This is a genomic window from Klebsiella sp. RHBSTW-00215 (assembly GCF_014103785.1).
Lineage (GTDB): Bacteria > Pseudomonadota > Gammaproteobacteria > Enterobacterales > Enterobacteriaceae > Klebsiella.
The window spans coordinates 5,389,602-5,414,817 of record NZ_JABXQS010000001.1 but is presented as its reverse complement, the minus strand read 5'-3'; the positions used below and the strand labels follow the sequence as shown (position 1 = coordinate 5,414,817).

Below are 25,216 nucleotides of genomic sequence, written 5' to 3'. Positions count from 1 at the left end.
AGGTGCTCCAGTGGCTTCTGTTTCTATCAGCTGTCCCTCCTGTTCAGCTACTGACGGGGTGGTGCGTAACGGCAAAAGCACCGCCGGACATCAGCGCTATCTCTGCTCTCACTGCCGTAAAACATGGCAACTGCAGTTCACTTACACCGCTTCTCAACCCGGTACGCACCAGAAAATCATTGATATGGCCATGAATGGCGTTGGATGCCGGGCAACCGCCCGCATTATGGGCGTTGGCCTCAACACGATTTTCCGCCATTTAAAAAACTCAGGCCGCAGTCGGTAACCTCGCGCATACAGCCGGGCAGTGACGTCATCGTCTGCGCGGAAATGGACGAACAGTGGGGATACGTCGGGGCTAAATCGCGCCAGCGCTGGCTGTTTTACGCGTATGACAGGCTCCGGAAGACGGTTGTGGCGCACGTATTCGGTGAACGCACTCTGGCCACACTGGAGCGTCTTCTGAGCCTGCTGTCGGCCTTTGAGGTCGTGGTATGGATGACGGATGGCTGGCCGCTGTATGAATCCCGCCTGAAGGGAAAGCTGCACGTTATCAGCAAGCGTTACACTCAGCGCATTGAGCGACATAACCTGAATCTGAGACAACATCTGGCAAGGCTGGGACGGAAGTCACTGTCGTTCTCAAAATCGGTGGAGCTGCATGACAAGGTCATCGGGCATTATCTGAACATAAAACACTATCATTAAGTTGGAGTCATTACCTACCATCGCATCGATCCCACCACGGGACATGAACGTGAATTACATATTAATAAGGTTATCGATAATGTCGTTGTGCCAGACGATAGCAAAAACTTTCAGTGGTTTGATAGCACTGAGGAAGCCGGTTGTATATTAACTCGCTACTGGAATGAACCGGGTCTGTACACGTTAACTCGCCTGAAAACCGTAACCGCCGGTCACTATTCACAGCCTCGTTTTTCTTTTATTACCGTAGTTGAAGGTGATGGTTATATTAATGGCGTAGAGATTAAAAAAGGCGAAACAATTTTTGTCCCCGATAGCTTTGGCGATCTCTTTTTTCAGGGGGGAATGGATTGTTTTATTGCCAGCTATGAAAACGAATAATATATCAAAGGAACATCTCCATGAAACTACAACTCGCTATTGATGAGCTGAACCTTGCTCAGGCATTATCCGCAGTGAAAACATTAGAAAAATATATCGATATTATTGAAGTAGGGACGCCGTTTCTTATTGATGCCGGGCGTGAAGCCGTAAAACAGTTAAAAAATACATTTCCTGATAAAGAAGTACTGTGCGATGCCAAAATTATGGATGCGGGTGGTTATGAGGCAAAGCTGGCCTATGATGTTGGTGCAGATTACGTCACCGTTCTGGCCGTTACGGACGATCTGACTATTAAGGGCTGTGTAGACCAGGCTAAAAAACAGGGTAAGAAAGTACTGGTCGATATGATTTGCGTGACTGACTTTGCTTCCCGTGTCCCGACGCTGGAAGCGCTGGGCGTGGATGTTATCGCCGTACACACCGGAGCCGATCAGCAGGCAAGCGGTCGGACGCCTTTACAGGATCTGGCGGAACTGCGTCGTCATGTTAAAAAAACACAAATTGCCGTTGCCGGTGGCATCAGCAGTAAAACCATTAAAAGCTACCTGGCGTTTCGTCCGGATATCGTGATTGTTGGCAGCGGTATCCTCAATGCTCAGGATCCCGAGCGAGAAGCACGGCTGATTGCCGGGGCTTTAAAGGAGGCTGCGCAATGAGCGACGTAATCGAGAACGTAAAGGAGATTCTTGGTGAGCTGACGCGTAATGCTGATTTGATTGAAGCCGAAGGGTTTAACTCATTTCTGGATGAAATCGTGGCGGCCAGGCGTATTTTCCTCGCGGGCGCAGGTCGTTCCGGGCTGGTCATCCGCGCATTCGCCAACCGTCTGATGCATCTGGGCTTTAATGTTCAGGTTATTGGCGATGTGACCACCACCTTTGCGAAGGAAGGGGACCTGTTAATTATTGGTTCGGGCTCGGGTGAAACGCAGAGCCTGGTCGCAATGTCGCAAAAAGCGAAAAACAATCATCTCAACGTTGCGCTTATTACCATGGCTCCGGGTTCAACTATTGCGAATCTGGCCGATGCGGTTTGCGTGCTGCCTGGCGCTTCGCCGAAAGTCCTGGCAGGTGAGCCGCAGCGCGCAAGCATTCAGCCAATGGGCTCAGGCTTTGAACAGTTATCCCTTGTGGTCTATGACGCGATGATTATGACGTTAATGCTTCGTGTGCATCAGACAAGCGATACGATGTTCGGACGTCACGCCAACCTGGAATAGATGCGTGAGTTGGATTCGTAGGCCCCCTTGATATTGATGAAGGGGGCCTGCCAGTATCAGGGCGCTTTTTTCGGCATCGTTTCATCCATGATGGCGTTGACCTGTTCCATCACCATTCCTGCATCTTTGACGCCTTTCGCTTCCTGCTCTTTTACCCACTTATCTTGCCCTGACCGGTAGTGGGTAGCGGTTTCCCATTGTGCGACCTCTTGCGGTTGCAGAACGCGCACCGTTGCGCCGGCTTTGCGTAAGTCCTCTATCTGGGTGTTAAAGCTGCTGTCCATCACCGACCCCAGGGATTGATATGCCGTTTGCGCAGCACGTTCAATGGCGGCCCGATCTTCAGGAGAAAGCGTGTTCCAGGTCTGTTTGTTCATCGTCAAAATATAGAGATGCCCCAGCCACAGATCTTTGGAGATCAGCACGTTGGGTGCGAACTGGTACGCCTTTAGCTCGTAGCCGCTGTCTACGTTCAGCATCATGCCGTCGATAGCGCCGCTTTTCAGCGCGTTGTAGGTTTCTTCACCCCAAGGCATGGTCACCGGTTTAGCCCCGGCGCTTTGCAAAAAGTCCCGCTGCCAGAAGCTGGCGGAGCGCCATGTACCCCCTTTAATGTCGTTCAGCGTCGCCATTGGCTTAGCGCTGAAAAAGGACAGCGGGTAACCGGTAGCGAGAAAAATGCCCACCACGTTGTTTTTCTCAAGCTCTGCCGGGAATGCCGGGATATCAGCGTAAACGCGGCGAAAGAAGGCCACCTGTTGCTCACCGGCAGGGCCGACGGGAAAGCTTTTAAAGATCTGGTTTAGCGGCAGCGCGTCGGAGGCATACTCGGGCACGACAATTGCCATATCCGCCTTCCTTTCTTTGCCGACGTTGCGTAACGCATCGTAGCCGTTACTGAGTTCGCCTCCCCAATGCGCCTCTATTTTCAGCCGCCCGTCAGATTCCTTCTCAATGGCGGGGAAGAGCACATCATCGATAAAGCGGGTGCGCATTCCTCCCAGCGGTTCATGGTCGCTGTAGGTCAGGGTTTGCGCGGCCGAAGCTGCGGTGGGCAGCAGCAGGGCGGCGAGCAGGATTGCCAGATGTTTTCCGATTGGCTTATTGGGTTGCATACATTTCCTTTGCGTTGCTGATATTAATGAGGGGATGTTGGCGGCCGATCAGAGCGGCTGCCCGGACAGCCAGCGTTTCCCGTCGGCTTTCATTTGTTGTTCAAGAATACTACCGCGCGTGGCAAATACGCGCTGAACCGGAAAGCCGCTTTTTTCCAGCAGGTAAGCCAGCGCTGCGTATTCGCGCGGATATTTCTCCACTGTGCTTTGGTCAACCGGGACCACGCCGAGCGGAAAAGTGAAGCTGGCCATATCGTAAATACTCTGGCGGTGAAACAGTTTCCATACGCCAGCGCGCTTTTCCGCCATATCATAGAAGCGGTTATGACCAATGCAGCCCAGATTCAGCTTAACGTTCTCGCCGATAATCATCGCGTTGGTTTCAACAATCGCCCTTGTCGCCTCGGCATTGAAGGTCACCACCGGCGTACCGATCAGGTGTTTGGTGCGCACATCCGACGCTCCCATCCGCATTGAGCCGTCAACAAAATCGCTGGCGAGCCCCTCAAACCAGGTGATTTCAATGGTGCCGTCCGGGTGAAACAGATTGCGCAGTTGGTCCCATTCACCCAGATCGCGGTGCATCCAGCCGGTGAGAAGGTCGGTGATTTGCAGGCGATCGTCGAGAAGATTGTGCATAACATGTACTCCGGTTAGTTGACGGGTTTCAGTTTCGTCGTGAATAGCGATAAACTCAAATAGATAGATATGACTGATTAATCATTTTATTTGATGATGGAGCTGACGCATGGGTCTACGCCACATGCGCTACTTTCTGGCCGTTGCCGAAGAAGGCCATTTCGGCCGCGCTGCCCAACGCCTGCATATCGTCCAGCCTGCGCTGAGTATGCAAATCAAAGCGCTGGAAGAGGAACTGGGCGGCCCGCTGTTTGTGCGCACCAGCCGCAAAGTTGAGCTAACCGAAGCCGGGCTGCTATTGCAGACCGAAGCACGGCGGACGCTGGAACAGGCCGAACACACCCGACTAACCGTACAGCGGTCGATACGCGGCGAAACGGGCCATGTGCGCGTTGGCTTTGCGGGTAATGCTGTATTTAGCGGCAGATTAACCAACGATCTGCGCGCTTTTCGCAGAACCTATCCTGATGCTGATTTGGTAGTGAGTGAAGTCGCACCTCTACTGCAAGCCGATGCCATCCTGGCGGGTCAGCTCGACGTTGGTTATACCCCCGATCACAGCAAGATCCATGATTCAGCGCTAATGGCGGAAGAGGTTGGTCTCTGGCACCGCCAGGTCGCGATGGCTGATGATCATCCGCTGGCCAGTCAGGCGGCTCTGACGATAGCGATGCTGGTTGAGGAACCACTCATTTTCTATGACACCCATGGTGCTGATGAGCCGCTTTATACGGCGCTCACCACGATTATGGGCCATGCGCCGCGTATTGCTCATTGCACCGCCAGCACCCTTAGCGTGCTGGCGCTCGCCGCCGCCGGGCAGGGGCTGGCGCTGGTGCCCGATCCGCTGAAACATGTGAGTATCCCGGGGTTGGTATACCGGCCACTGGATGCGTCGGAACTGTCGGCGAATCTGATGCTTATCAGCAGGCGGAAGGTGAATAATGGCGCCGTGCAGGCATTTCTGCAGATAGCGCGTGAAAACGCGGGTAGGTGAAAATTCCCTGAGCTGTTTTTTCGGCCCCGGTCGTAAGATGGTGAATACCTTGCACGTTGTTCACTGAAATATTCGAATGCGCCTTCAGCTTTTGATCAGAGGCGCATGCATCCCTCATATCTCTGCGGCACACTCCTTTATAGCTTTAAACCTATATAGTATATGAGCTATATTTTATAAGGAGTTCTCGTGTGGACGATTAAAACAACGGATACGTTTGATCGCTGGTTTACTTTGCTCAACGATACTGACCGGGAATACACGAACTGGCTGAACACATTAAAAGAGAAGGAGTAACGCGATGGGCAGAACGCTGGAACAGCTTATTGCGGATGAAAAACCTGAAGTTGTGGCCGAAGCCCAGGCTATGGCTAAGGATATTTTGCTCAATATTCATCTTGCTGAGTTGCGTGAGAGGGTGCAGAAAACGCAGGTGGAAATGGCGCAGGAATTAGGTATCAAGCAGCCTACCGTCGCGGGAATGGAAAAACCGGGCCGCGACCTTAAGCTCTCCACGCTCAAACGTTACGTTGAAGCGGCGGGCGGTAAGCTAAGCCTCAATGTTGAGCTGCCGGATGGGTCGCATTACGGGTTTGTACTGTAAATACTGGCTCTGGCCCACATTTCCATGTCATCCAGTCAGGAGAGAAGTCTTCTGGCAAATGTATTAAGCCCGGCGGGTAACAGCATTATCTGAAAAGCAAAAAGCCTGCTCAAAAGCAGGCTTTTCTATGTATGGCTCCTCTGACTGGACTCGAACCAGTGACATACGGATTAACAGTCCGCCGTTCTACCGACTGAACTACAGAGGAATCGTTGTGGAGTGGTATCTTAGCGGCGAAAAAACTTTTGTCAAACATCAATTCGCCATCCGCCTTTCAACTGGCGTATCCATCAACAATTTGTCGTAATTACCGACAATTCATCGGGAAAAATGCTTTGCAGGATTAGCTTTTCTCTATCATCATTTGAAATGTAGTTTCAACTTTTCTCACTAAGGTCTCCCTTGAACGTCACCTCCGCATTACGCCAGGCTGTCGAACGTACGTCCTGGTTCAAAAAACGCAAGAGCTACCGCGTCCTTTACTGGCGTGAAATCAGCCCTCTTGCGGTACCGATTCTGCTGGAAAACGCCTGCGTTTTGCTGATGGGCGTACTGAGTACCTTTTTGGTCAGCTGGCTGGGTAAAGAAGCGATGGCGGGTGTGGGCCTGGCTGATAGCTTCAATATGGTGATCCTCTCATTCTTTGCCGCGATCGACCTGGGGACGACGGTGGTGGTGGCGTTTAGTCTGGGCAAACGTGACCGAAAACGAGCAAGAGCAGCCGCGCGACAGTCGCTGGCCATCATGACGCTGTTTTCTATCATTCTGGCGGTGGTGATACACGCCTTTGGTGAGCAGATTATTAATGTTGTCGCCGGGGATGCCACAGAACAGGTAAAAGGGCTGGCCCTGACCTACCTTGAGCTGACGGTGTTGAGTTACCCGGCGGCGGCAATTGCCCTTATCGGCAGCGGCGCGCTGCGCGGAGCAGGGACAACCAAAATTCCGCTGATAATTAACGGCGGGATGAACATTCTCAATATCATCATCAGCAGTATCCTGATTTACGGCATTTTTTCCTGGCCAGGTCTGGGATTCGTCGGCGCAGGTCTTGGGCTAACCATTGCCCGCTATATTGGTGCCGTGGCAACCATTTGGGTATTAATGATCGGTTTTAACCCGGCTCTGCGGATTTCGCTGAAGAGCTATTTTAAGCCGTTTAACTTCGCCATTATCTGGGAAGTGATGGGGATTGGCATTCCCGCCAGTATTGAGTCCGTTTTGTTCAATGGCGGCAAACTGCTGACGCAGATGTTCGTTGCTGGTATGGGAACAAATGTGATTGCCGGTAACTTTATCGCTTTCTCGGTGGCGGCATTGATCAACCTGCCGGGGAACGCCCTCGGTTCGGCATCAACGATTATTACCGGTAAACGTCTTGGAAAAGGGCAAATAGGGCAAGCAGAGCGTCAGGCGTGGCACGTCTTTTGGTTGTCAACGATTATCCTGACGCTGATTGCCTGGGGGACCGCGCCATTTGCCAGCCTGATCGCCTCGTTCTATACCAGCGAAGACGATGTCAAAGTCGTAGTCAAAGAACTATTGTGGCTGAACGCCTTCTTTATGCCGATTTGGGCGATGGCCTGGACGCTGCCGTGTGCTTTTAAAGGTGCGCGTGACGTGCGCTATACCATGTGGGTATCGATGCTGGGCATGTGGGGCTGTCGCGTGGTGGCGGGCTACACGCTGGGGATTGTGCTCGGGATGGGCGTGGTAGGGGTTTGGTTGGGAATGGTGCTCGATTGGGCAGTCCGTGGCGTGCTGTTTTATTGCCGAATGGTCAGTGGGCGTTGGTTGTGGAAGTATCCGCGACGCAAGGCGCAAACTGAAGAAACGTAAACTCAATGTAGGCAAAACGGTACTTTTTGCCCAAAGTGGGGAATAATTCGACAAACGGTTTGAAATGTGGAAAACAGCCTTTGACAAGGTTGGGCGCGATCGTTAATATTCGCCCCGTTCACACGATTCCTCTGTAGTTCAGTCGGTAGAACGGCGGACTGTTAATCCGTATGTCACTGGTTCGAGTCCAGTCAGAGGAGCCATATTTAGAAAAGCCCGCTTAAGGAAACTTAAGCGGGCTTTTTGCTTATGTGCTATTGATGAGAATTCTCCCCGTGCGGCGCTGCCGGACAGGGAGAAATGAAATTAACGGAACGGCGGTTCGTTGAAGGTTCTTAGCTTACGCGAGTGCATATGATCGCCTTCGGCACGCAGCAGGTCAATCGCTCGAATACCAATCTGCAAATGCTCGGAAATCGCCCCTTCATAGAAGCGGTTGGCCTGACCTGGTAACTTAATCTCGCCGTGAAGCGGTTTATCGGACACGCAAAGCAGGGTGCCGTAGGGGACGCGGAAGCGGTAACCCTGCGCGGCGATAGTGGCGCTTTCCATATCGATAGCCACCGCACGACTGAGGTTAAAGCGCAGCGCGGAGGCCGAGTAGCGCAGCTCCCAGTTACGATCGTCAGTGGTGACCACCGTTCCGGTACGCAGACGTTGCTTAACCTCTTCACCGGGCATCCCGCTGACCTGTTTAGTGGCGTCGTAGAGCGCGCGCTGGACTTCGGCGATGCTCGGAATAGGGATATCCGGCGGCAGTACCGCATCCAGCACATGGTCGTCGCGCAGATAGGCATGGGCAAGCACATAGTCGCCAATGGTCTGGCTTTCGCGCAGGCCGCCACAGTGGCCAATCATCAGCCAGACGTCCGGGCGCAGCACCGCTAAATGATCGCAGATATTTTTAGCATTCGCCGGGCCTACACCAATATTAATCAGCGTGATCCCCTGTCCGTCTTTGGTGATCAGGTGCCAGGCCGGCATCTGGTGCTTTTTCCACGCCAGATCGGAAATCGCCTCTTCCGGGGCTTGCGTATCCGCCGTTATCCAGATCCCGCCCGCGCAGGAGAGGGCGATATATGGGCTATCGGGGTCAAGGATCTGGCTACAACCCCAGCGCACGAACTCATCGACATAGCGGGTGTAGTTGGTAAACAGCATATACGGCTGGAAATGGTCAACCGGCGTACCGGTGTAGTGGCGCAGGCGCGCCAGCGAGAAATCAACGCGGCGAGCGTCGAAGTGTGAAAGCGGGTAGTACTCGGTCGAATGGAACAGACCATCGGCGGTTTCATCGCCAATCTGCGACAGCTCGGTGGTTGGGAAAAAACGGGTCAGACCGGCGCTCATCGAGCGGTCGAGCGTTAATTCAGAGCCATCGATGACGTACGGATAGGGAATTTCATGCTGCGATAGCTCGACGGAGATACAGGCATCGTAGTCCTGATACAGCATGGTGAGCTGTTCCAGCAGATAGGAGCGAAACAGTTTAGGGTTGGTAATGGTGGTGGTATAGCAACCGCTATGGGTGAAGCGGCCCCAGGCGCGAGTTTTTAAGGCTTTATGCTCGGCACCGTCCCATGAAACCGACAGCTGCGGGTAAACGAATAACCCTGCGGCGCGGGCGTTATTATCGGGCAGAGTATTATGGTTGATATATTCGCCGATGGCTTTACGCAGCGCAGTGACCGATTTTTCATACAGCGCTTCGAGTTGCGTAAGCGCCTGTTCTGGGGTCAGCCTGGCGGCTTGCTGGTTCATGACTTACTCCTTGTTTCTGCTCTGCTGACGTTTTGCTTAGTATGTCACAGACTGGAATATGCGTAGGAGAATTTCACCCTTTTAGATAAGAAAGTACTGAGATTAGAACCAGTTGATGATGGTATGCGCTGATTAATTCGCGACAATATTACCGATGTTAGCCCAACGTTCAGCGCTAAAGTGCGTGGCATTGAGTACTTTTACCGTTAAAGCCTTATCACCATTAATGCAATACAACGCGTTCGCCAGCGGCGTTAGCTTGTCACCTTCCTGCAAACGGCGGCGGCAGAGGGTGATTTCGGCAATAATCATTAACTGGCCGCTTTGTAAGACCACTGTGGTGTGCGCTGACGCCGATTCCTTGCGTACTTTCTTAACCCACCATTCCATTTTTTATCCCTGAACTGTTACATTTGGGCGATAATTAATGTTTGCTCCTCTTCTGGCAATAAGAATAGCCGCTTGGTTTAGTCTATGTTTAAAAAGAGAATCGCAGGATCTGATTCGGTCTGCGTAATAACCCCTCCCTGGCGTGCAAAGAGATAATTCGGACAGAAATATGGCAATGGTGCGTTTTACCCGGCTTTTGAATAAGTCTGGCTTAACAATGGTCTCTTTGGCAAAGAAGGCGGCGATTGGCCTGGTGGTAGTAGTGATTGTCTTTTTTATTGGCCGTATTTACGAATCCCAACGCGGTCCGGCGCTGCACCGCTGGCATACCTGGACGGCGGATGAAATGACTGCCAGCGAGATAGACCATGCCACGTTTGCCCAATACCAGGCGCGGGAAGAGGCTATTTTCCGCGATATGAAAAGCAAAGTGACCGATACGCTGAGCGACGATGAAAAAACGGCAATTAACCGTTTTTACGCACAAAGCCTGGTTTATCCGGATAAGTTTCAGCCCGACTGGAACCGCTCCTTTATTTTGTTGCCGCAGGGCAAACCGCGCGGTGCTGCGGTATTGCTCCACGGCCTGACGGATTCCCCCTACAGCGTGCACTATCTGGCACAACGCTATCAGCAGCAGGGGTTTATCGCCGTTGCGCCGAGGTTACCGGGACACGGTACCGCACCGGGCGCGTTGACCGGTGTCGATCGGGATGAGTGGATTGCCACCACGCGTCTGGCGGTGCGTGAAGCAACGCGGCTGGCGGGGCCAGACGTGCCGCTGCACGTGATTGGCTACTCTAACGGCGGGGCGCTGGCGCTCAAATATGCTCTTGATAGTCTGGAAGATAAATCGCTGCGTCGGCCGCAGCAAATAATCCTGCTGTCACCGATGATTGGCGTCACCGCGTTTGCCCGTTTTGCCGGGCTGGCCGGTTTACCCGCGATATTTCCGGCTTTCGCCCGCGCGGCATGGCTGAACGTCGTCCCGGAATTTAATCCCTATAAATACAATTCGTTCCCGGTTAAGGCGGCCAGGCAGTCGTGGCTGTTATCACAGGCGCTGCAACAGCAAATCGTCCAGGAAGCGCAAAGTCAGCGGCTGGGGGAATTAGCGCCAGTATTAACTTTTCAGTCGGTGATGGACTCAACGGTGAGCACGCGGGCGGTGGTGGATTCACTTTATCGGTATTTACCCGATAACGGCAGCGAACTGGTGATTTTCGATATTAACCAGGCGGCGAATTTACGTGCGCTGTTCCGGCCCTCGTTATACTCGGCGGTGAATACGTTATTGCCGCCCGCGCCGCGCCCCTACGGCACTACGGTGATTACTAATGCCGCTCCCGACACCTACGAAACGGTAGCCCGTACAACGCTTGCCGGAACCCGAACGGAAACCGTCACGCCGCTGCATATTGCCTGGCCGCAGGATATGTATTCGCTGTCGCACGTGGCGGTGCCGTTCCCGCTGACCGACTCGCTGTATGGTCGTGAACCGGCAGAGAAGAATCGCTACGGGATTAGCATTGGCACAATTTCGCTGCGCGGTGAAACCTCAACGCTGAGCGTCGGGCTGGATACGCTGATGCGCGTCACCTCCAACCCGTTTTATCCGTGGATGATGGTGAGAATTGACCATCATATTGCCTGTAGCGAGCAGGCCGATGTGGCCGCCTGCCTTCGCCCGGAGGCTGCGGCTTCAGAATAGCGTCACGTGCATAATGGTACGTATGGCGATCCCGGCGATAGCTCCGGTGGCGGCGAAGCGGAACAGGCGTACGAAACGGGAACTGACGCCTAAAAAGATGCCGATACCGGGAAGGTCAAAAGTCTGGATTAACAGACCTGCGGAAGCGTTAATCTGGCTAACCGTTACCTTGCCCTGCTGTACGAGTTCAGAAACCACACCGAAATAGGCCGTACCGCCCGCAACACATTTGACCAGTGCCGGGAGCACGAAGTTAACCGGAATATTCAGCCACAGCAGCAGCGGTAACAGGAGGCGCTGGAGCATCTCAATGAGTCCCGCCGCCTGCATAAACCCGACGATAGCCAGCGACAGGATCAGCATCGGTACCGCGCCGAGCGCCAGGCGAATGGCATCGGCGCCGGCGCTATTGATAACCGCGATAATTCCCTGATTATTCTGCTCGGCATTCGGCAGATCTTCGGCCCGCGCATTCTCAACAATAGACAGCCTGCGGCCAGTGATATGCCAGGTAACCGCCGCAGCACATAGCCCGCCAACAATCGAAATGACTATCGAGGCCAGCCAGTGCAAACCAAAGGGCGTTAACGGATAGAAAACGTTGCCTTGTCCCATGGCGAAGAGCATCGCCAGGGTGGCGGCCATTTGTCGGTCAGAAGCGCCGCGTTTGTCCATGATGGCTAACGTTGCCAGCGGGGCGGCAAAGCTGACAAAATTCATTTGGATCAGCGCGAAAGCGCTCATTCCGGTCAGGCCAAACGGCTTGAGCAGCGGGGCGAGCCAGCGAACGATAACGTCCAGGACCCCGCGCACTTCCAGATATTTCATCACGATGAGCATGACAACCATGATCGGCAGCAGCGTATAAAGCGCCACGTCGACGGAGGTTTTTCCCGCCGACATAATAATGCTGATGAAATCCATCTATTTCTCAATCACTGCGGACAGAAAGGATAATTAGCGCCATCATAATCCCAGAGGGGAGGAAATGAAATCGCCGTGAAGGCTCTCTCTGTCCTGAAAAGGGTTGCGAACTGGACTTGCAATTAGCGCCGCCGGGTGTGGAAAATTTGCCCTCTGATATTTGCAAAGCCTGTTTTTTGTTCCCAAACTGAATTAACACCGGGCGACTTTCTTTTCTTTAAGGATAAAACAATGCGACGTTGTCTGCGGATAGTGTGGGGAACTCTGTTTATTTTCGCCTTTGCGGTACAGGCGGAAACCAAGGTTTATGGCGAACAGCGCGTCAGTGGCTGGTGGAACTGGCTAAAAGACGATGTCTCGCAAACCTGGAATCAGCCGCAAAACTACGACCTGTATCTGCCATTTCTCAGCTGGCACAACCGCTTTATGTACGATAAAGAGAAAACCGATAACTACAATGAGATGCCGTGGGGCGGGGGATTTGGTGTCTCAAGATATAACGAAGAAGGTAACTGGAGCTCGCTCTACGCGATGATGTTTAAGGATTCGCACAACGAGTGGCAGCCGATTATCGGCTACGGCTGGGAGAAGGGTTGGTATCTGGACAGTAGTCGCGATTTTCGCCTGGGGCTTGGGGTGACCGCCGGGATCACCGCCCGAGAAGACTTCGCCAACTACGTACCGCTACCGATTATTTTGCCGCTCTTTTCCGCCAGCTATCGCCGCCTGAGCGTGCAGTTCACCTATATTCCTGGCACCTACAATAACGGCAACGTGTTGTTTGCGTGGCTGCGCTACGGTTTTTAAATGAGGCGACAGGTTATTGAGGGGGGATGGCCTGAGGTAGATGAAAATCTGTATCAGGTATTGTTCTTAGGCATTGTGCTGGCTTCTTGTCGGGTGGCGGCTAACGCCTTACCCGACCTACAAAACCAACAATATCATCACGTTATGCACTTCCCGTAGGCCCGGTAAGGCGTTAGCCGCCACCGGGCAATCCCACAAAACGCACGTTACCAACAATCAGAAACCATCAAATCGTAATCACCTTTTTCACCAGCGAATTGGACAGCGCCAGCATTGAAATTAACACCGAGGCGATGAACGTCAGGACAATCAGCATTAACTTGGTCCCCAGCGAGCTAATTGGGATAAGCGCGGTCAGCAGATGAAAAACGGAGTAGTGAAGAATATATACGCCTGTCATCGTTTTGCTGATAGTCGCCAGAATGGTCTCTTTAAACTCGCTGTTTTTACGAAACCGCACGCCGTTGGCGGCAATCACCAGCGCTACCACTAAAATATAAATTTGTGATCCGGTAAGAATGAACGCATTTCTGTCAGCCTTAAACAGGGCGAAGAAGAAATGGCGCTCGTAAAACCAGGTGAAGAGATAAATAAACGGAATGGCGATCATCGCGCCTTTCACCACTCTCTCGCGGGTCAGCCAACTGGCGACCAGCGGATCGCTGAACAGCTGGCCGGTCAGGTAAAACAGCAGCCAGGTCCACAAACGGTACTGCGGGGCCAGGCTCAGCGCATGAACATCAGGATATAGCGCGGACAGCAGATCGTAGCCATATGAGAGCAACAGCAGCGCAAATACCACGCCGAAAAATAGCTTGCGTCGCTGGCTGAGCCACTCGATAAGCGGATGAAAGGTGTAAATCACAATAAAGGCAAAAACAAACCACGGCTGGATAAGATAACCGCGCTGGTAGGGTTCCCAGAGATAGTACACTGTCATCCAGAACAGGAAGACGATAACTACGCTTTTGATTTTACCCATTTGCCACTGCGCATCGTGCCGTGACTGCGAATCCAGATAGCCCGCCACCACAAAAAACAGCGGCGTGGCTATGGTCGAAATAAACGTCAGAAAACCGAGGATCCAGTGATAGTCGTAATCATAGTGATCCCAGGTGTTATAAATGGTGAAGAAGGTCACCGCCGTCATGCATCCCAGCGTTTTAATAATATTTAATCCGGTACTGTTCATTATTGTGGCTTCATATCCTTAGAGCCTATCCCATTAGGCTATTTTATTTGCCATTTTGGTCCTGGGCAGTGCTCACAAGCCTCACGTACTGCGTGTACGCTTCGGTTGTTGCGCGCTGTCCGTGCCCAAACTGGCTGCAACAATATACGCCTACTGGGATAGGCTCTTATTATGGAAACAGGCGTAAATCACTGGCAGAACCAGCAGCGTCAGAATAGTAGCAAAACCCAGACCAAACATAATAACCACCGCCATACTCTGGAAGAAGACATCCAATAATAAAGGAGCCAGACCGAGAACGGTGGTGAAGGCGGTCAGCAGAATAGGGCGCAGACGCGAGGTGGCGGCATAAATAATGGCTTCCTGCTGCGCTTTTTCCTGCTTCTGCTGCTCAATTTCCTCAACCAGCACGATGCCGTTACGGATCAGCATCCCGCTCAGGCTAAGCAAGCCTATCAACGCCATAAAGCCAAAGGGTATCCCGGTCAGTAAAAAGCCCGGCGTCACGCCAATCAGCGCCAGCGGCACCGTCAGCCAGATGGCGACCGCGTTTTTCAGTGAACTAAACATCAGCACAGTGATAACAAACATCACCAGATAGCCCAGCGGCAGGGTGGTGAACAACCCCTGCTGCGCTTCGCGGGAATTCTCAGCATCGCCGCCCCACTCAATGCTGTAGCCGTGCGGCAGGGCGAGGGCATCGATTTGCGGCTTCACGCGCGCCAGAATATCGCCTGAGGTTTGATTGCTCAGCGGATCGGGGTCGGTCTGCACGGTCAGTACGCGGCTGCGGTCGCGGCGCAGGATCAAAGGATCTTCCCACTCGAGATTAAAGCCGCTGACCACGTTACTGAGCGGGATATACTGCTGGCGGTTTTGGCTCCAGACCAGCACATTATTCAGGTGGTTAGCATCCTGGCGCTCGACGGCTGGTGGGCGAACCACCACCGGCAGCAAGTCAGCCCCTTCGCGATAGAGTCCCGCACGACTACCGGAGAAATTCATCTCCAGCGCGTTATCGATATCCTGTTTATCTACTCCCAGTTCGCGGCCTAAGCTAGCGGAATATTGTGGGCGGATAACCTTGCTGCGGTTCTGCCAGTCGTTACGCACGCCGTCGGTGGCCGGGTCTGCGGAGAGAATATCGCCCACCTGGCTGGCGAGCAGGCGCAGGCGGTCGGGATCCGGGCCTTTGATGCGCACTTCAATGGCGCTATCGCCGGAAGGGCCGAACATCACGCGTTTGCTGCTGGCATTAACCTGCGGATAGTTGCGCGCAATATAGCTGTCAACATGCTGCGTCAGAGCGTTAATACTGCGCTGGTCGTCCATGCGCACCATGATCTGCGCGTAGTTGCTGTATTGCCGTTGCCCGCTGTAGGTGAGGATAAAACGCATGCTGCCCTGACCAACGGTGGCGATGGTGGTGACAACGCCCGGCTGGCCGTTAATCGAGGTTTCAATATCGCTGGCCATCTTTTCGGTTGTCGCAATATCAGTGCCATAGGGAAGCCAGAGGTCAACAAAGAAGATAGGCGTGTTCGATGAGGGGAAAAAGTTCTGCCGCACCGAGCCGAATCCCCATATTGAAGCTGCCAGCAGCGCCGCCATGACGGTCAGGGTGATCGCTTTGCGCATCAGTAGGGTGTGCAGAATCTGCTGATAAATGCGATAAAAGCGCCCGCTGTAGGGGGCGGTATCCGAGGTTTCAGCAGGCGGCTGTTGCCCTTTGAACAGCCACCATTTAATCAGTACTGGCGTGATGGTTAACGCTGAGAACCAGCTCAGCATGAGTGAAATCAGCAGCACCTGGAACAGTGATTTGCAGTATTCTCCGGTGGAGTCCTGCGACAGGCCAATCGGCGCAAAGGCGAGAATAGCAATCACCGTCGCCCCCAGCAGCGGCAGCGCCGAGCGGCGAATCACATAATTAATCGCCGTGAGCAGCGTCGACCCCTGCTGGCGGGCAATGAGTACCCCTTCGACGATGACGATGGCATTATCGACCAGCATACTCAGGGCGATAATCAGCGCCCCCAGCGAGATACGCTGTAGCTCGATGCCCCACAGATACATAATCAGCAGCGTACCGAGCACGTTAAGCGCTAACGACAGGGCAATAATGATACCGCTGCGCACGCCCATAAAGATCAGCAGCACGCCGACGACAATGGCCAGTGCCATCAGGAAGTTAGTGATAAAGCCGTTCACCGAGTGAGCCACTTCTGCAGCCTGGTCGTAGAACAGGTCAATTTTGATCCCTGCCGGTTTTTCCGCCGACATCTGATCCAGTTTGCTTTCCAGCGCGCGACCAACGTCAATGACGTTGACGCCGGGGATAAACGACACCCCCATAGTGACCGCCTGGCGGCCATTAGCGTGATAAATGCTGGAAGGAGATTCGCTGAGTCCGCGCGATAGCGTGGCAATATCGCGCAATCGCGTCGCTGAACCTGAGCCGTGCGGGCTGATTAACAAATCGCCCAGCTCGTCGAGATTTTCAAACTCCCCCGTTGGATGCAGGCGAATTGACTCGCTGCCGGATTTAATCTCACCGGCGTTAGACACTACGTTCAAGCGGCTGAGGATTGCCGCCAGTTGGTTGAGCGTGATACCGCGGGCGGTCATTTTTGCCAGCGAGATATCGATATTGATTTGTTGTGGGATCGCACCGCCGATAGCGACTTTGCCAACGCCGGGAACCAGCACCAGTTCGCGCCTGAGCTGCTCGGCGTAGCGGACCAGCTCAGGGTTGGTAAAGCTCTCGCCGGAGATAGCAAAGAAGAAGCCAAAGACATCGCCAAAATCGTCGTTCACAAAGGGGGAGGCCACGCCGGGCGGGAACATCCGGGCGGCGTCTCCTACCCGACGGCGCAGCTCATCCCAGATTTGCGGCAGCTCGCTGGAGTGATAATTCGAGGCGATATTGACGGTGATTTGCGACAGACCATTGGAGGAAATTGAGCTGACGTTGTCCAGATAGGGCAGCTGTTGCAGCGCGTTCTCCAGCGGCAGGGTGACTTCTTCCTCAACCTGCTGCGCCGAGGCTCCCGGATAGTGGGTGATGACCACGGCGGTCTTGATGGTAAACGCCGGGTCTTCCAGGCGACCGATATTCAGCAGGGCGAAAATACCCCCGATGCCCAGCAGTAAAATAGTCAGCCAGACGCGAATCGGGTTGTTAATAAACTGACGAGAGATATCCATTACAAACCTCGTTCACGCGTCCAGATTCGAACCGGTTGCTGCGCATGCAGTTCACTGACGCCTGCCGCCACGACGCGCTCGCCGACGCTGAGCCCTTCGGTAATGACCACTCCCTGAGAGGTGACCTGGCCGACGCCAACTTTTCTGTCCTCAAGCTGTAGCTGTTCGCCTTCGCCTTTAACTACCCAGACGTGGGGCTCATTGCGCTGGCGATTATCCGGATTAAATACCGCTTCAACCGGCACCACGACGGCTTTATCGCCCGCGCTGGCGGGCAGGTTTGCCAGATTGACCGTCACGGTCCCACTCACGCCGCCCACTGACGGAAAATCGGCCGGGCGCGGCATGGTTAAAATGATCTGCCAGGTCAGAGTGTTGCTGTCGCTGCTACCGATATGTTCTTTATATTCGGCGGTGAACTGACGGTCCGGCATGGAGTTGATTTTCACCACCGGACGATACTGCGCATTGCGGATATCAATAGTCGTAAAAAGATTCTCCGGAATGCTGAACACCACGTCGAGCAGATCGGTTCGCGTCAGGGTGACGATCGGCTGTCCGGCGGCGACAACCTGGTGATTACGGATCGGGACGCTGGCGGCAATACCGCTAAACGGCGCGGTGAGCGTCATTTGGCTTAGCTCTTCGCGGGCGATTTTGAGCGCGGCGTTGGCGGAATCACGGTTGGCCCGCTGGATATCCATTTCCGCTTTTGAAATGGCCTGGCGACCGGCCAGCGTCTGGAAGCGGTCGAACTGCCGCTGAGCGAGGGTTGCAGCGGTCTGCCGTTCGTTGACGCGTTGCTGCGCTTCCCGGGCGTTGAGCCGGGCGAGCGTTTGCCCCTGAGAGATACTGGCTCCCTGACGCACATCAAGGGATTCAATCTGTCCGCCGCGCTTGAACGACAGATCGGTAGAATCCCCGGATTCAATACGGGCAGGAAAAATGCGCTGCTGTGAATCACCAATGGCGACGACATCCGCAACTTTTACCATCCGCGGCAGCGGGGTAACTTGCGGTGCTTTCTGATCGCAAGCCGTTGTTATTAAAATAACAACGGGAATGAGAGAAAAATAACGGTTCACTGTATTCCCCTCGGTGCTAAAGGTTTTATTTTACATATTTTTCACAAATGCCGGCTTTATTCAGCCAGCGCTGAGACCACTAAATAGGTAAATAACCCGGAAGCCGTACAGGCGATTATTGCCAGGGCAATAAACAGGCTCAGGCGAAACAGGCTGTAGCCGAACATTGCTCCTCCTCTGGTATCAACCTTGTGCTAAGTAGATTCTTATCTACATAATTGTTGAATGGTTTTTAGAGGCGCGCAGGCCTCTGATAATGAGCATAGTCGTTGAAAAAAGGAAATGTTAAAAAGAGTAAAATTTGCGGTAATGTTGACGATTTTGCTGGGTTTTCAGTTGAATTGTCTGAGGTCGACTGAGTCTGTGATATTTTTCAATATATTAATTGGCATCTTAATAATGTTAATCGCCGTGTGCTACGTTTAATTATACCCATCATACTTCGAATCGAGATTTCTTCCTCAGCGCCATTGTCTGCGCTGTTTTCACCACCTTTTTTTATAGGTAATAAAAGGATTGTCTCTATGTATAAAAATATCCTCGTCCCGGTTGATGTGTTTGAAACCGGCCTTGCGGACAAGGCTTTGTCCCATGCTCAATTCCTCGCGCAAAGCTCCTCCGGGCAGATTCATTTACTCAACGTCATCCCGACATTTTCTCCTGCACTGACGCGCGGATTTATTTCCGATGCGCGAAAAATGGAAGACTATCTGGTTAATAATTCAAAAGAAAAACTCGCTGAACTCATCAATAAACTCTCTCTGAAGGAAAGCGATGTCCAGATTCATATTCGCAGCGGCAACGTCCGCGATGAAGTGACGAAACTGGCAGATGAACTGAAGGCGGATGTGGTGATCATTGGCTCACGCAATCCCAATATTCAAACCCATCTGTTGGGTTCAGAGGCGGCAAGTATCGTGCGTTATGCCCATGTGCCGGTTTTTGTGGTGCGCTAAGGGCAGCCTGAGGCTGTCCTGATTTCCGTTACAGGAGTGAGGAGATAACTATGAATACAGAAAAACCGGGCGGCCCGTTTTATCAGCTCTCCGTGGATGAAACCCTGACCAGCACCAACAGCACTCCCGATGGCATCAGCAGCGCTGAAGCGACGGCGCGCTTACAGCAGTACGGTGAAAATGCGCTACCGCAAAAAGCGGGTAAACCGGCATGGCTGCGTTTTCTGGCGCATTTTAATGATGTGCTGATTTACGTCTTGCTGGCGGCGGCGCTGCTGACGGCGGTGATGGGCCACTGGGTCGATACTCTGGTGATCCTCGGCGTGGCGGTGATCAACGCCCTGATTGGTCATATTCAGGAGAGTAACGCCGAAAAATCGCTCCAGAGCATTCGCAATATGCTCTCCAGCGAAGCGGTGGTGGTTCGTCAGGGGAATCATGAAACCATTCCGACCACGGCGCTGGTTCCCGGCGATATCGTGGTGATCCGCGCCGGCGACCGCATTCCAGCAGACCTGCGGGTTATCGAAGCGCATAACCTACGGGTGGAAGAGGCGATTCTGACCGGTGAATCAACGGTGGTGGAGAAAAGTACCGAAGCGCTTAGCGGCGAACTGCCGTTGGGTGACCGGACGAACCTGTTGTTCTCAGGCACCACGGTAAGCTCCGGCGGTGGCAAAGGCCTGGTGGTGGCAACCGGTGGCGATACCGAGCTGGGCCACATTAACCAGATGATGGCGGATATCGAGAAACACCGTACTCCGCTGTTGGTGCAGATGGATAAGCTCGGCAAAGCCATCTTTATCATCATTTTGGTGATGATGGCTGCGCTATTCGTCTTTAGCCTGCTGTTCCGCGATATGCCGGTTTCTGAACTGATGCTGTCGCTGATTAGCCTGGCGGTGGCGTCGGTACCGGAAGGGCTGCCGGCGATTATCTCGATTATCCTCTCGCTTGGCGTGCAAACCATGGCCCGGCAGAAGGCGATTATCCGCAAGCTGCCGACGGTCGAAACCCTCGGGGCGATGACGGTTATTTGCTCGGATAAAACCGGGACGCTGACCATGAACGAGATGACGGTTAAGGCCGTTATCACCGCCGATAAAGTCTATCGGGTGGAAGGGGACAGCTACGAGCCGGTGGGGAATATTCACCCGATCGATGAGCCGGACCCGATAACCGTCGCGCCGGGCACGCTGCTGGAGCGTTATCTGCGCACCATCGACCTGTGTAACGACAGCCAGCTAATCAAAGATGAAAGCGGGTTGTGGAAAATCACTGGCGGCCCTACTGAAGGCGCGCTGAAGGTGCTAGCGGCGAAAGTGACGCTTCCACCGGCGAGCACCGAATTGCGCAGTAAGATCCCCTTTGATTCGCAATACAAATATATGTCGACGCTGTACCGCATCGGCAATGAAGAGACGATTTTAATTACCGGTGCGCCAGATGTGCTGTTCCGCCTGTGCCAGCATCAGCAAACCGACCATGGGCTGGAGCCGCTGGACCAGCCGTATTGGGAAGCGAAAATTGAAGAGTACGCGCGGGAAGGGCTGCGCATGGTGGCGGCAGCGTGGAAACCGGCGGCTGACGGGCAAACCGAACTCACCCATCAGGATTTGCAGCAGGGCGTCATTCTGTTAGGGATCGCCGGGATGATGGACCCGCCGAGACCGGAGGCCATTACCGCTATCGGCGACTGCCTGCAGGCGGGGATCCGCGTGAAGATGATCACCGGGGACCACCCGCAAACGGCGATGAGTATCGGCAAGATGCTGGGGATCGGCAACGCCGGGAACGCCATTACCGGGCGCGAGCTGGAGGTGATGGACGATATCCAACTGAGTGAAGCGGCGCAGAAATTCGATATTTTTGCCCGTACCAGTCCGGAAGATAAGTTCCGTCTGGTCCAGGCGCTGCAAAGCAGGAAAGAGGTGGTCGGGATGACCGGTGATGGGGTGAACGACGCCCCGGCGCTGAAGCAGGCCGATGTTGGTATCGCGATGGGCATCAAGGGCACCGAAGTGACCAAAGAGGCCGCAGATATGGTGCTGACCGATGATAACTTCGCCACCATCGCCAGTGCAGTCAGGGAAGGGCGGCGGGTTTACGATAACCTGAAGAAAACGATCTTGTTCATTATGCCAACCAACCTGGCGCAGGGGTTGTTAATCATTATCGCGCTGCTGGCGGGGAATTTGATTCCGCTGACGCCGGTGTTGATTTTGTGGATGAACATGGCGACGTCGGCTACGCTGTCGTTTGGTCTGGCGTTCGAAGCCGGTGAAAAGAACATCATGCGCCGTCCGCCGCGCGATCCTAAGCTGCATGTGATGGACGGCTTTGCCATCTGGCGGGTAATTTTTGTCGGTTCGATGATCGCCGTGAGCGCCTTTGTGCTGGAGGCCTGGCTACAGCCGCGAGGCTACTCACCTGAGTTTATCCGCACCGTACTGTTGCAGACGCTGGTCACCGCGCAGTGGTTTTATATGCTCAACTGCCGGGTGGCGGATGGTTTCTCACTGAGCAAAGGGCTGCTGGCGAACCGGGGTATCTGGATTGTCAGCGGCGTGTTGCTGGTGCTGCAACTGCTGATTATCTACGCGCCGTTTATGCAGATGCTGTTCGGTACCGAAGCGCTGCCGTTCCGCTACTGGGTGATCACCTTTATTATCGGTTTTGTGATGTTCCTGATTGTGGAAATTGAGAAGCCGCTGACGCGCAAGTGGCGCACGGCCTGAGTCATTCCCGGAGGCGGTGCTGCGCACCTGTCCGGGCTACCAGACAGCCGCATAATCGGTAGCCCGGACAGACGCAGTGCGCCGCCACCGGGGAAAACCAAAAAACAAAAGCCGACGCATAACGCGTCGGCTTTTCCGTTTCAGACAAAGAACACGATCTTAATCGATCAATCTTTGAGTTTAACCGGGTTATTACGATAGGCCGCCAGCTTCGCGCGCATCCAGCTGCTGCTGTTGTTATTGACCGCGCTCACCACGCCGGTGGTGGCACCGCCGCCGACCTGCACATGGAAAATACCGCGTGACGGGAAATCCACATATTTTGGCTCAGTGAAATCCCACTCATGACGCTTGAACAGCTCGCGCGGATTTTTGCCCATCATGCTGGCATGAACATCAAGGAACTCGATGTCCAACAGGTCAGCGTTAATGGCCTCCATAGAACTGCCGATTTCCGCATGGCCCATCAGGTAGCTGCCGCCGGTGCCCCAGAATTTCTCTTCTAACGCCCCAACTTGCTCGGAAGCGGTGGCCAGACGGCTGGCCGGAACCTGCCATGGCAGCACCGGCTGGTGCAGATAACGGCTCAGCGCCGCGCAGAATTCGAAGGTGCGATCCCATTCAAACGGTGAGTAGCAGTAGCCGTTTTTGTAGGCGCGAGCGGTAAAGTCGTCGGCTTCATAGCGGTCTGCGGCCATAAAGTCTGCGCCTTTAGCAACGATAGTGACTCCGTTAGCGTCGGTGTATTCGATATCCTCAAATACGCCGACCAGCAGCGCGTATTCGGCGGTAAGCTTGCCTGCCAGAGTCGGGTCGATGGTCATTTTTTTCCTGGTGCCGTCTACGGCATCAAACACATCGTCATAGGTGAAATCATTATAAACCCACTGTGAACCGCCGACGCTCCACAGGTTCACCTGCCAGCCCAGCACTACATCCGGAGCCACTGCGCGCACCAGCCAGTTGACGCCTTTGATATAGCCTTTCAGGGTATCGGTAATCGCGGCAGGAACGGCGATATTCACGCCATGGTGTGCCAGAGCTTCCGCCAGCGGCTTGCGAACCGGAATCACATAGTCGGGAGAGAAACCGTACTTCTGACATTCGCCAAGGTAATCAGGGTTGACGATAAAGCCGCCCGGAACCGGATGCTCGTCATCTTTCATCGCCTGCGCCATTTGCAGCGCCTGAATGAAGTTGGCAAAGCTGAATTGATGACGCTTAGGATCGTCAATAATGTTTTCCACGTCACCCAGCGACAGGTTGCAGGTGTAGGAGACCATCATCGGCAGCACGCTGTCGCCAGTTTTCGCGGAAACATCACGAGCCATCTGAATGATTTTGGTCGTCGGCTCTTTCGCCGGATCCAGATACCCGGACGCATCGCCCATGCCGTCATCACCGGAGTATTTGAACAGGGAAGAGACGCGCGCTTCGGCCAGGTCATCCACGTTGCTCGGTGACATATTGGCGCAGCCGCCAAAGCTCAGGAATTCAGGGAAGCCTTTTACGCACAGGTTGGCCCCTTCAACGATCGCGATGACCAGCGTCAGCGGGGTGTTTTTCTCAACGTTCAGCGTCTGCGTGGCGACATCGATATAGTACACAACGCCGTTATGGATAACGGTTGCGGATTCAACCTGATAAACGCCCGGTGCCAGCGCAATCGACGGCGTAATGCTGCCGGTTTGCATCGCCAGATCGGCGAAAGAGTACTGACGCGGAACTTCGCTGCCATCAAGCAGACGCAGAGCGAAAGTATCGGCAACCGTTTTTTCGGCAACAACTTTGAGGGTTAATTTCGCAGAGGCGGACTGAGACTCGTCGCGCTGGTTAGCGCTGGTGAAGGCGATATCGTGAAGCTGGTTGTCCAGCGCGCCCTTCGCCGCATCAAAGCTGTAATGAATATTGTTCAGTTTGATGTCATCGATGCAAACGGAATAAGTCCCGGCGATCGGTAGACGATCCAGGCGCTGTTTTTGACCTGCGCGCATGGTGAAGCGCTGTTTGGCAACGCCGTTTTCCAGATAAACAACGTTCAAATCTTCGTTATACAGCGCGTGGGTGGCCGGTAAATTTACCGTCACGTCCAGAGTGGTGCTGCGTTCAGCCTGGGCAAAGGTAATATCAAGTGGGGTGCGCTGGCCTTTAGTGATGGTCAGCTCCGTTGCGCTTAATTGTACTGCCGCGCGAACGGTACCTTCTGCGGTGCGCAACTCTGCCGCGCTGACCGTGTAAACGCCTGCGTCGATATCAAAATTGGTCATGCCCGCTTTCGGAAGAAGCGTTTCGCTTTTCTCACCGCGAAGCAAAACCAGCGTAAGAGCGGCGTTTTCCAGTCCGGCCGGGAAGGCGGCACAGGTTACGGCCAGTTCACCGGCAACGTCCGCTTCTTCATCAGCGGCAGCGGTGAAGGTGCTGCGGAAAGTCTCCCATTTTGGCACGGTATCGGAGGACGCGTTGACGCCCATATGAATATTGGAAATAGAGTTACCTAAGGCAGAACCATCGGCGGCAGTTATCGTCAGCTTAATATCAAAGATGCCGCTGGACACTTCGCTTGATTCAATATTTGTATTTATTAGACACCATGGGTTTGTAGATACGTTAATATCCCCGGCGGTAATTTTACCTGGTGCGCTAAAAGTCAGGATCATTTTTTCTTTAATATCAACGCTGGCGCCGGTAGCGGATTTGAACCCACTAATATCGGTTGTCGGGTACCAGGTGTCGTTACTAATATTAAGTGTGAAATCTAATTGCATTTTTTATCTCCATGAAAATATGCATGATCAAAGGACCATATGTTAATTGCCATCCCGGCTGAATTCGTCTGGTGTTGGTATAATTCAGTGCTCAAGCGCTTTTAGTTATAAATGAGTCGAAATAAGAGTGCATGCGTATTATCGATAAAATGAGGCACGCTGATTTAATATGATA

The 25,216-nt window shown here is 53.6% G+C and carries 21 protein-coding genes and 2 tRNA genes; 13 read left to right on the top strand and 10 right to left on the bottom strand.

From position 1 onward, the window contains the following. Nucleotides 1-10 precede the first annotated feature (10 nt). The 4 genes from HV127_RS25855 to hxlB all read left to right on the top strand — a co-directional run bounded on the left by HV127_RS25855 (nucleotide 11) and on the right by hxlB (nucleotide 2,311). A protein-coding gene (locus HV127_RS25855; RefSeq protein ID WP_223335778.1) for an IS1 family transposase occupies nucleotides 11-708 on the top strand; the annotation gives its coding sequence in 2 pieces (ribosomal slippage) (nucleotides 11-260 and nucleotides 260-708; 699 coding nt in all). An 87-nt stretch (nucleotides 709-795) separates the two neighbouring features. Then, entirely contained in the window at nucleotides 796-1,089 is a 294-nt protein-coding gene (locus tag HV127_RS25850) for a hypothetical protein (protein ID WP_182239742.1), read from the top strand. 20 nt (nucleotides 1,090-1,109) lie between these two features. Further along, nucleotides 1,110-1,748, top strand: coding sequence for a 3-hexulose-6-phosphate synthase (gene hxlA, locus HV127_RS25845; protein ID WP_182239740.1), 639 nt, complete (start codon nucleotides 1,110-1,112; stop codon nucleotides 1,746-1,748). After that, nucleotides 1,745-2,311 (top strand): 6-phospho-3-hexuloisomerase, encoded by a 567-nt coding sequence (gene hxlB, locus HV127_RS25840; protein WP_182239738.1) that lies wholly within the window; start codon nucleotides 1,745-1,747, stop codon nucleotides 2,309-2,311. Before hxlA ends, hxlB begins: the two co-directional genes overlap by 4 nt. A 56-nt stretch (nucleotides 2,312-2,367) precedes the next feature. On the opposite strand, the gene dctP is transcribed toward hxlB, so the two are convergent. Together dctP and HV127_RS25830 are read right to left on the bottom strand one after the other, a co-directional pair. Beyond that, nucleotides 2,368-3,426, bottom strand: coding sequence for a TRAP transporter substrate-binding protein DctP (gene dctP, locus HV127_RS25835; RefSeq protein ID WP_182239736.1), 1,059 nt, complete (start codon nucleotides 3,424-3,426; stop codon nucleotides 2,368-2,370). Between the two features lie 48 nt (nucleotides 3,427-3,474). Next, on the bottom strand, nucleotides 3,475-4,065 hold the full coding sequence (locus HV127_RS25830) for a nuclear transport factor 2 family protein (RefSeq protein ID WP_182239734.1): 591 nt from the start codon (nucleotides 4,063-4,065) through the stop codon (nucleotides 3,475-3,477). A gap of 109 nt (nucleotides 4,066-4,174) precedes the next feature. Between HV127_RS25830 and HV127_RS25825 the strand changes: the two genes are divergently transcribed. Both HV127_RS25825 and HV127_RS25820 read left to right on the top strand, forming a co-directional pair. Continuing rightward, the gene (locus tag HV127_RS25825) at nucleotides 4,175-5,062 is read left to right on the top strand and encodes a LysR substrate-binding domain-containing protein (RefSeq protein ID WP_182239732.1); all 888 of its coding nucleotides are present in this window, start codon (nucleotides 4,175-4,177) and stop codon (nucleotides 5,060-5,062) included. Between the two features lie 301 nt (nucleotides 5,063-5,363). Further along, nucleotides 5,364-5,666 carry a helix-turn-helix domain-containing protein gene (locus HV127_RS25820; RefSeq protein WP_182239731.1) on the top strand — a complete coding sequence of 101 codons (303 nt, stop codon included), beginning with the start codon at nucleotides 5,364-5,366 and terminating at the stop codon, nucleotides 5,664-5,666. 132 nt (nucleotides 5,667-5,798) lie between these two features. Here the strand turns inward: HV127_RS25820 and HV127_RS25815 are convergent. Further along, nucleotides 5,799-5,874, bottom strand: a tRNA-Asn gene (locus HV127_RS25815). A gap of 194 nt (nucleotides 5,875-6,068) precedes the next feature. On the opposite strand from HV127_RS25815, the gene HV127_RS25810 reads away from it, so the two are divergent. Both HV127_RS25810 and HV127_RS25805 read left to right on the top strand, forming a co-directional pair. Further along, complete coding sequence (locus HV127_RS25810; protein ID WP_181485718.1) at nucleotides 6,069-7,505, top strand: EmmdR/YeeO family multidrug/toxin efflux MATE transporter; 1,437 nt, start codon at nucleotides 6,069-6,071, stop codon at nucleotides 7,503-7,505. A 127-nt stretch (nucleotides 7,506-7,632) separates the two neighbouring features. Then, nucleotides 7,633-7,708: transfer RNA gene (locus tag HV127_RS25805), tRNA-Asn, on the top strand. Nucleotides 7,709-7,811: 103 nt separating this feature from the next. On the opposite strand, the gene HV127_RS25800 is transcribed toward HV127_RS25805, so the two are convergent. Together HV127_RS25800 and HV127_RS25795 are read right to left on the bottom strand one after the other, a co-directional pair. Further along, nucleotides 7,812-9,266 (bottom strand): AMP nucleosidase, encoded by a 1,455-nt coding sequence (locus HV127_RS25800; protein WP_182239729.1) that lies wholly within the window; start codon nucleotides 9,264-9,266, stop codon nucleotides 7,812-7,814. A 132-nt stretch (nucleotides 9,267-9,398) separates the two neighbouring features. Continuing rightward, entirely contained in the window at nucleotides 9,399-9,656 is a 258-nt protein-coding gene (locus HV127_RS25795; protein WP_182239727.1) for a histidine kinase, read from the bottom strand. Between the two features lie 175 nt (nucleotides 9,657-9,831). Between HV127_RS25795 and HV127_RS25790 the strand changes: the two genes are divergently transcribed. Continuing rightward, nucleotides 9,832-11,367 (top strand): alpha/beta hydrolase, encoded by a 1,536-nt coding sequence (locus HV127_RS25790; protein ID WP_182240838.1) that lies wholly within the window; start codon nucleotides 9,832-9,834, stop codon nucleotides 11,365-11,367. Here the strand turns inward: HV127_RS25790 and HV127_RS25785 are convergent. Beyond that, nucleotides 11,359-12,291, bottom strand: a complete 933-nt coding sequence (locus HV127_RS25785) for a nucleoside recognition domain-containing protein (protein ID WP_182239725.1) — start codon at nucleotides 12,289-12,291, stop codon at nucleotides 11,359-11,361. The genes HV127_RS25790 and HV127_RS25785 overlap by 9 nt on opposite strands. 231 nt (nucleotides 12,292-12,522) lie before the next feature. Here HV127_RS25785 and pagP point away from each other — a divergent pair, with 231 nt between their 5' ends. Further along, nucleotides 12,523-13,098, top strand: coding sequence for a lipid IV(A) palmitoyltransferase PagP (pagP, locus tag HV127_RS25780; RefSeq protein WP_045270086.1), 576 nt, complete (start codon nucleotides 12,523-12,525; stop codon nucleotides 13,096-13,098). Then, a complete protein-coding gene (locus tag HV127_RS25775; protein ID WP_182239722.1) occupies nucleotides 13,099-13,257 on the top strand; it encodes a hypothetical protein in 159 nt (52 codons plus the stop codon). It abuts the gene before it with no gap. A gap of 67 nt (nucleotides 13,258-13,324) precedes the next feature. On the opposite strand, the gene HV127_RS25770 is transcribed toward HV127_RS25775, so the two are convergent. The 3 genes from HV127_RS25770 to HV127_RS25760 form a co-directional block, all read right to left on the bottom strand. After that, complete coding sequence (locus tag HV127_RS25770) at nucleotides 13,325-14,248, bottom strand: acyltransferase family protein (protein WP_182240836.1); 924 nt, start codon at nucleotides 14,246-14,248, stop codon at nucleotides 13,325-13,327. Between the two features lie 192 nt (nucleotides 14,249-14,440). After that, complete coding sequence (locus tag HV127_RS25765) at nucleotides 14,441-17,497, bottom strand: efflux RND transporter permease subunit (protein WP_182239720.1); 3,057 nt, start codon at nucleotides 17,495-17,497, stop codon at nucleotides 14,441-14,443. Continuing rightward, nucleotides 17,497-18,582, bottom strand: coding sequence for an efflux RND transporter periplasmic adaptor subunit (locus HV127_RS25760; RefSeq protein WP_182239718.1), 1,086 nt, complete (start codon nucleotides 18,580-18,582; stop codon nucleotides 17,497-17,499). The genes HV127_RS25765 and HV127_RS25760 overlap by 1 nt, the downstream gene beginning before the upstream one ends. A gap of 524 nt (nucleotides 18,583-19,106) precedes the next feature. On the opposite strand from HV127_RS25760, the gene HV127_RS25755 reads away from it, so the two are divergent. Together HV127_RS25755 and HV127_RS25750 are read left to right on the top strand one after the other, a co-directional pair. After that, on the top strand, nucleotides 19,107-19,538 hold the full coding sequence (locus HV127_RS25755; protein WP_016241528.1) for a universal stress protein: 432 nt from the start codon (nucleotides 19,107-19,109) through the stop codon (nucleotides 19,536-19,538). Nucleotides 19,539-19,588: 50 nt separating this feature from the next. Next, the gene (locus HV127_RS25750) at nucleotides 19,589-22,276 is read left to right on the top strand and encodes a cation-transporting P-type ATPase (RefSeq protein ID WP_182239716.1); all 2,688 of its coding nucleotides are present in this window, start codon (nucleotides 19,589-19,591) and stop codon (nucleotides 22,274-22,276) included. Between the two features lie 167 nt (nucleotides 22,277-22,443). On the opposite strand, the gene HV127_RS25745 is transcribed toward HV127_RS25750, so the two are convergent. Further along, nucleotides 22,444-25,041, bottom strand: coding sequence for a hypothetical protein (locus tag HV127_RS25745; protein WP_182239714.1), 2,598 nt, complete (start codon nucleotides 25,039-25,041; stop codon nucleotides 22,444-22,446). Nucleotides 25,042-25,216: the final 175 nt, after the last annotated feature.

Excerpts from the sequence above, each read along its gene's own strand:
- hxlA (WP_182239740.1), top strand. The coding sequence starts at position 1,110 with ATGAAACTACAACTCGCTATTGATGAGCTGAACCTTGCTCAGGCATTA.
- hxlB (WP_182239738.1), top strand. The coding sequence starts at position 1,745 with ATGAGCGACGTAATCGAGAACGTAAAGGAGATTCTTGGTGAGCTGACG.
- dctP (WP_182239736.1), bottom strand. The coding sequence starts at position 3,426 with ATGCAACCCAATAAGCCAATCGGAAAACATCTGGCAATCCTGCTCGCC.
- HV127_RS25830 (WP_182239734.1), bottom strand. The coding sequence starts at position 4,065 with ATGCACAATCTTCTCGACGATCGCCTGCAAATCACCGACCTTCTCACC.
- HV127_RS25825 (WP_182239732.1), top strand. The coding sequence starts at position 4,175 with ATGGGTCTACGCCACATGCGCTACTTTCTGGCCGTTGCCGAAGAAGGC.
- HV127_RS25820 (WP_182239731.1), top strand. The coding sequence starts at position 5,364 with ATGGGCAGAACGCTGGAACAGCTTATTGCGGATGAAAAACCTGAAGTT.
- HV127_RS25800 (WP_182239729.1), bottom strand. The coding sequence starts at position 9,266 with ATGAACCAGCAAGCCGCCAGGCTGACCCCAGAACAGGCGCTTACGCAA.
- HV127_RS25795 (WP_182239727.1), bottom strand. The coding sequence starts at position 9,656 with ATGGAATGGTGGGTTAAGAAAGTACGCAAGGAATCGGCGTCAGCGCAC.
- HV127_RS25790 (WP_182240838.1), top strand. The coding sequence starts at position 9,832 with ATGGTGCGTTTTACCCGGCTTTTGAATAAGTCTGGCTTAACAATGGTC.
- HV127_RS25785 (WP_182239725.1), bottom strand. The coding sequence starts at position 12,291 with ATGGATTTCATCAGCATTATTATGTCGGCGGGAAAAACCTCCGTCGAC.
- pagP (WP_045270086.1), top strand. The coding sequence starts at position 12,523 with ATGCGACGTTGTCTGCGGATAGTGTGGGGAACTCTGTTTATTTTCGCC.
- HV127_RS25775 (WP_182239722.1), top strand. The coding sequence starts at position 13,099 with ATGAGGCGACAGGTTATTGAGGGGGGATGGCCTGAGGTAGATGAAAAT.
- HV127_RS25770 (WP_182240836.1), bottom strand. The coding sequence starts at position 14,248 with ATGACGGCGGTGACCTTCTTCACCATTTATAACACCTGGGATCACTAT.
- HV127_RS25765 (WP_182239720.1), bottom strand. The coding sequence starts at position 17,497 with ATGGATATCTCTCGTCAGTTTATTAACAACCCGATTCGCGTCTGGCTG.
- HV127_RS25755 (WP_016241528.1), top strand. The coding sequence starts at position 19,107 with ATGTATAAAAATATCCTCGTCCCGGTTGATGTGTTTGAAACCGGCCTT.
- HV127_RS25750 (WP_182239716.1), top strand. The coding sequence starts at position 19,589 with ATGAATACAGAAAAACCGGGCGGCCCGTTTTATCAGCTCTCCGTGGAT.
- HV127_RS25745 (WP_182239714.1), bottom strand. The coding sequence starts at position 25,041 with ATGCAATTAGATTTCACACTTAATATTAGTAACGACACCTGGTACCCG.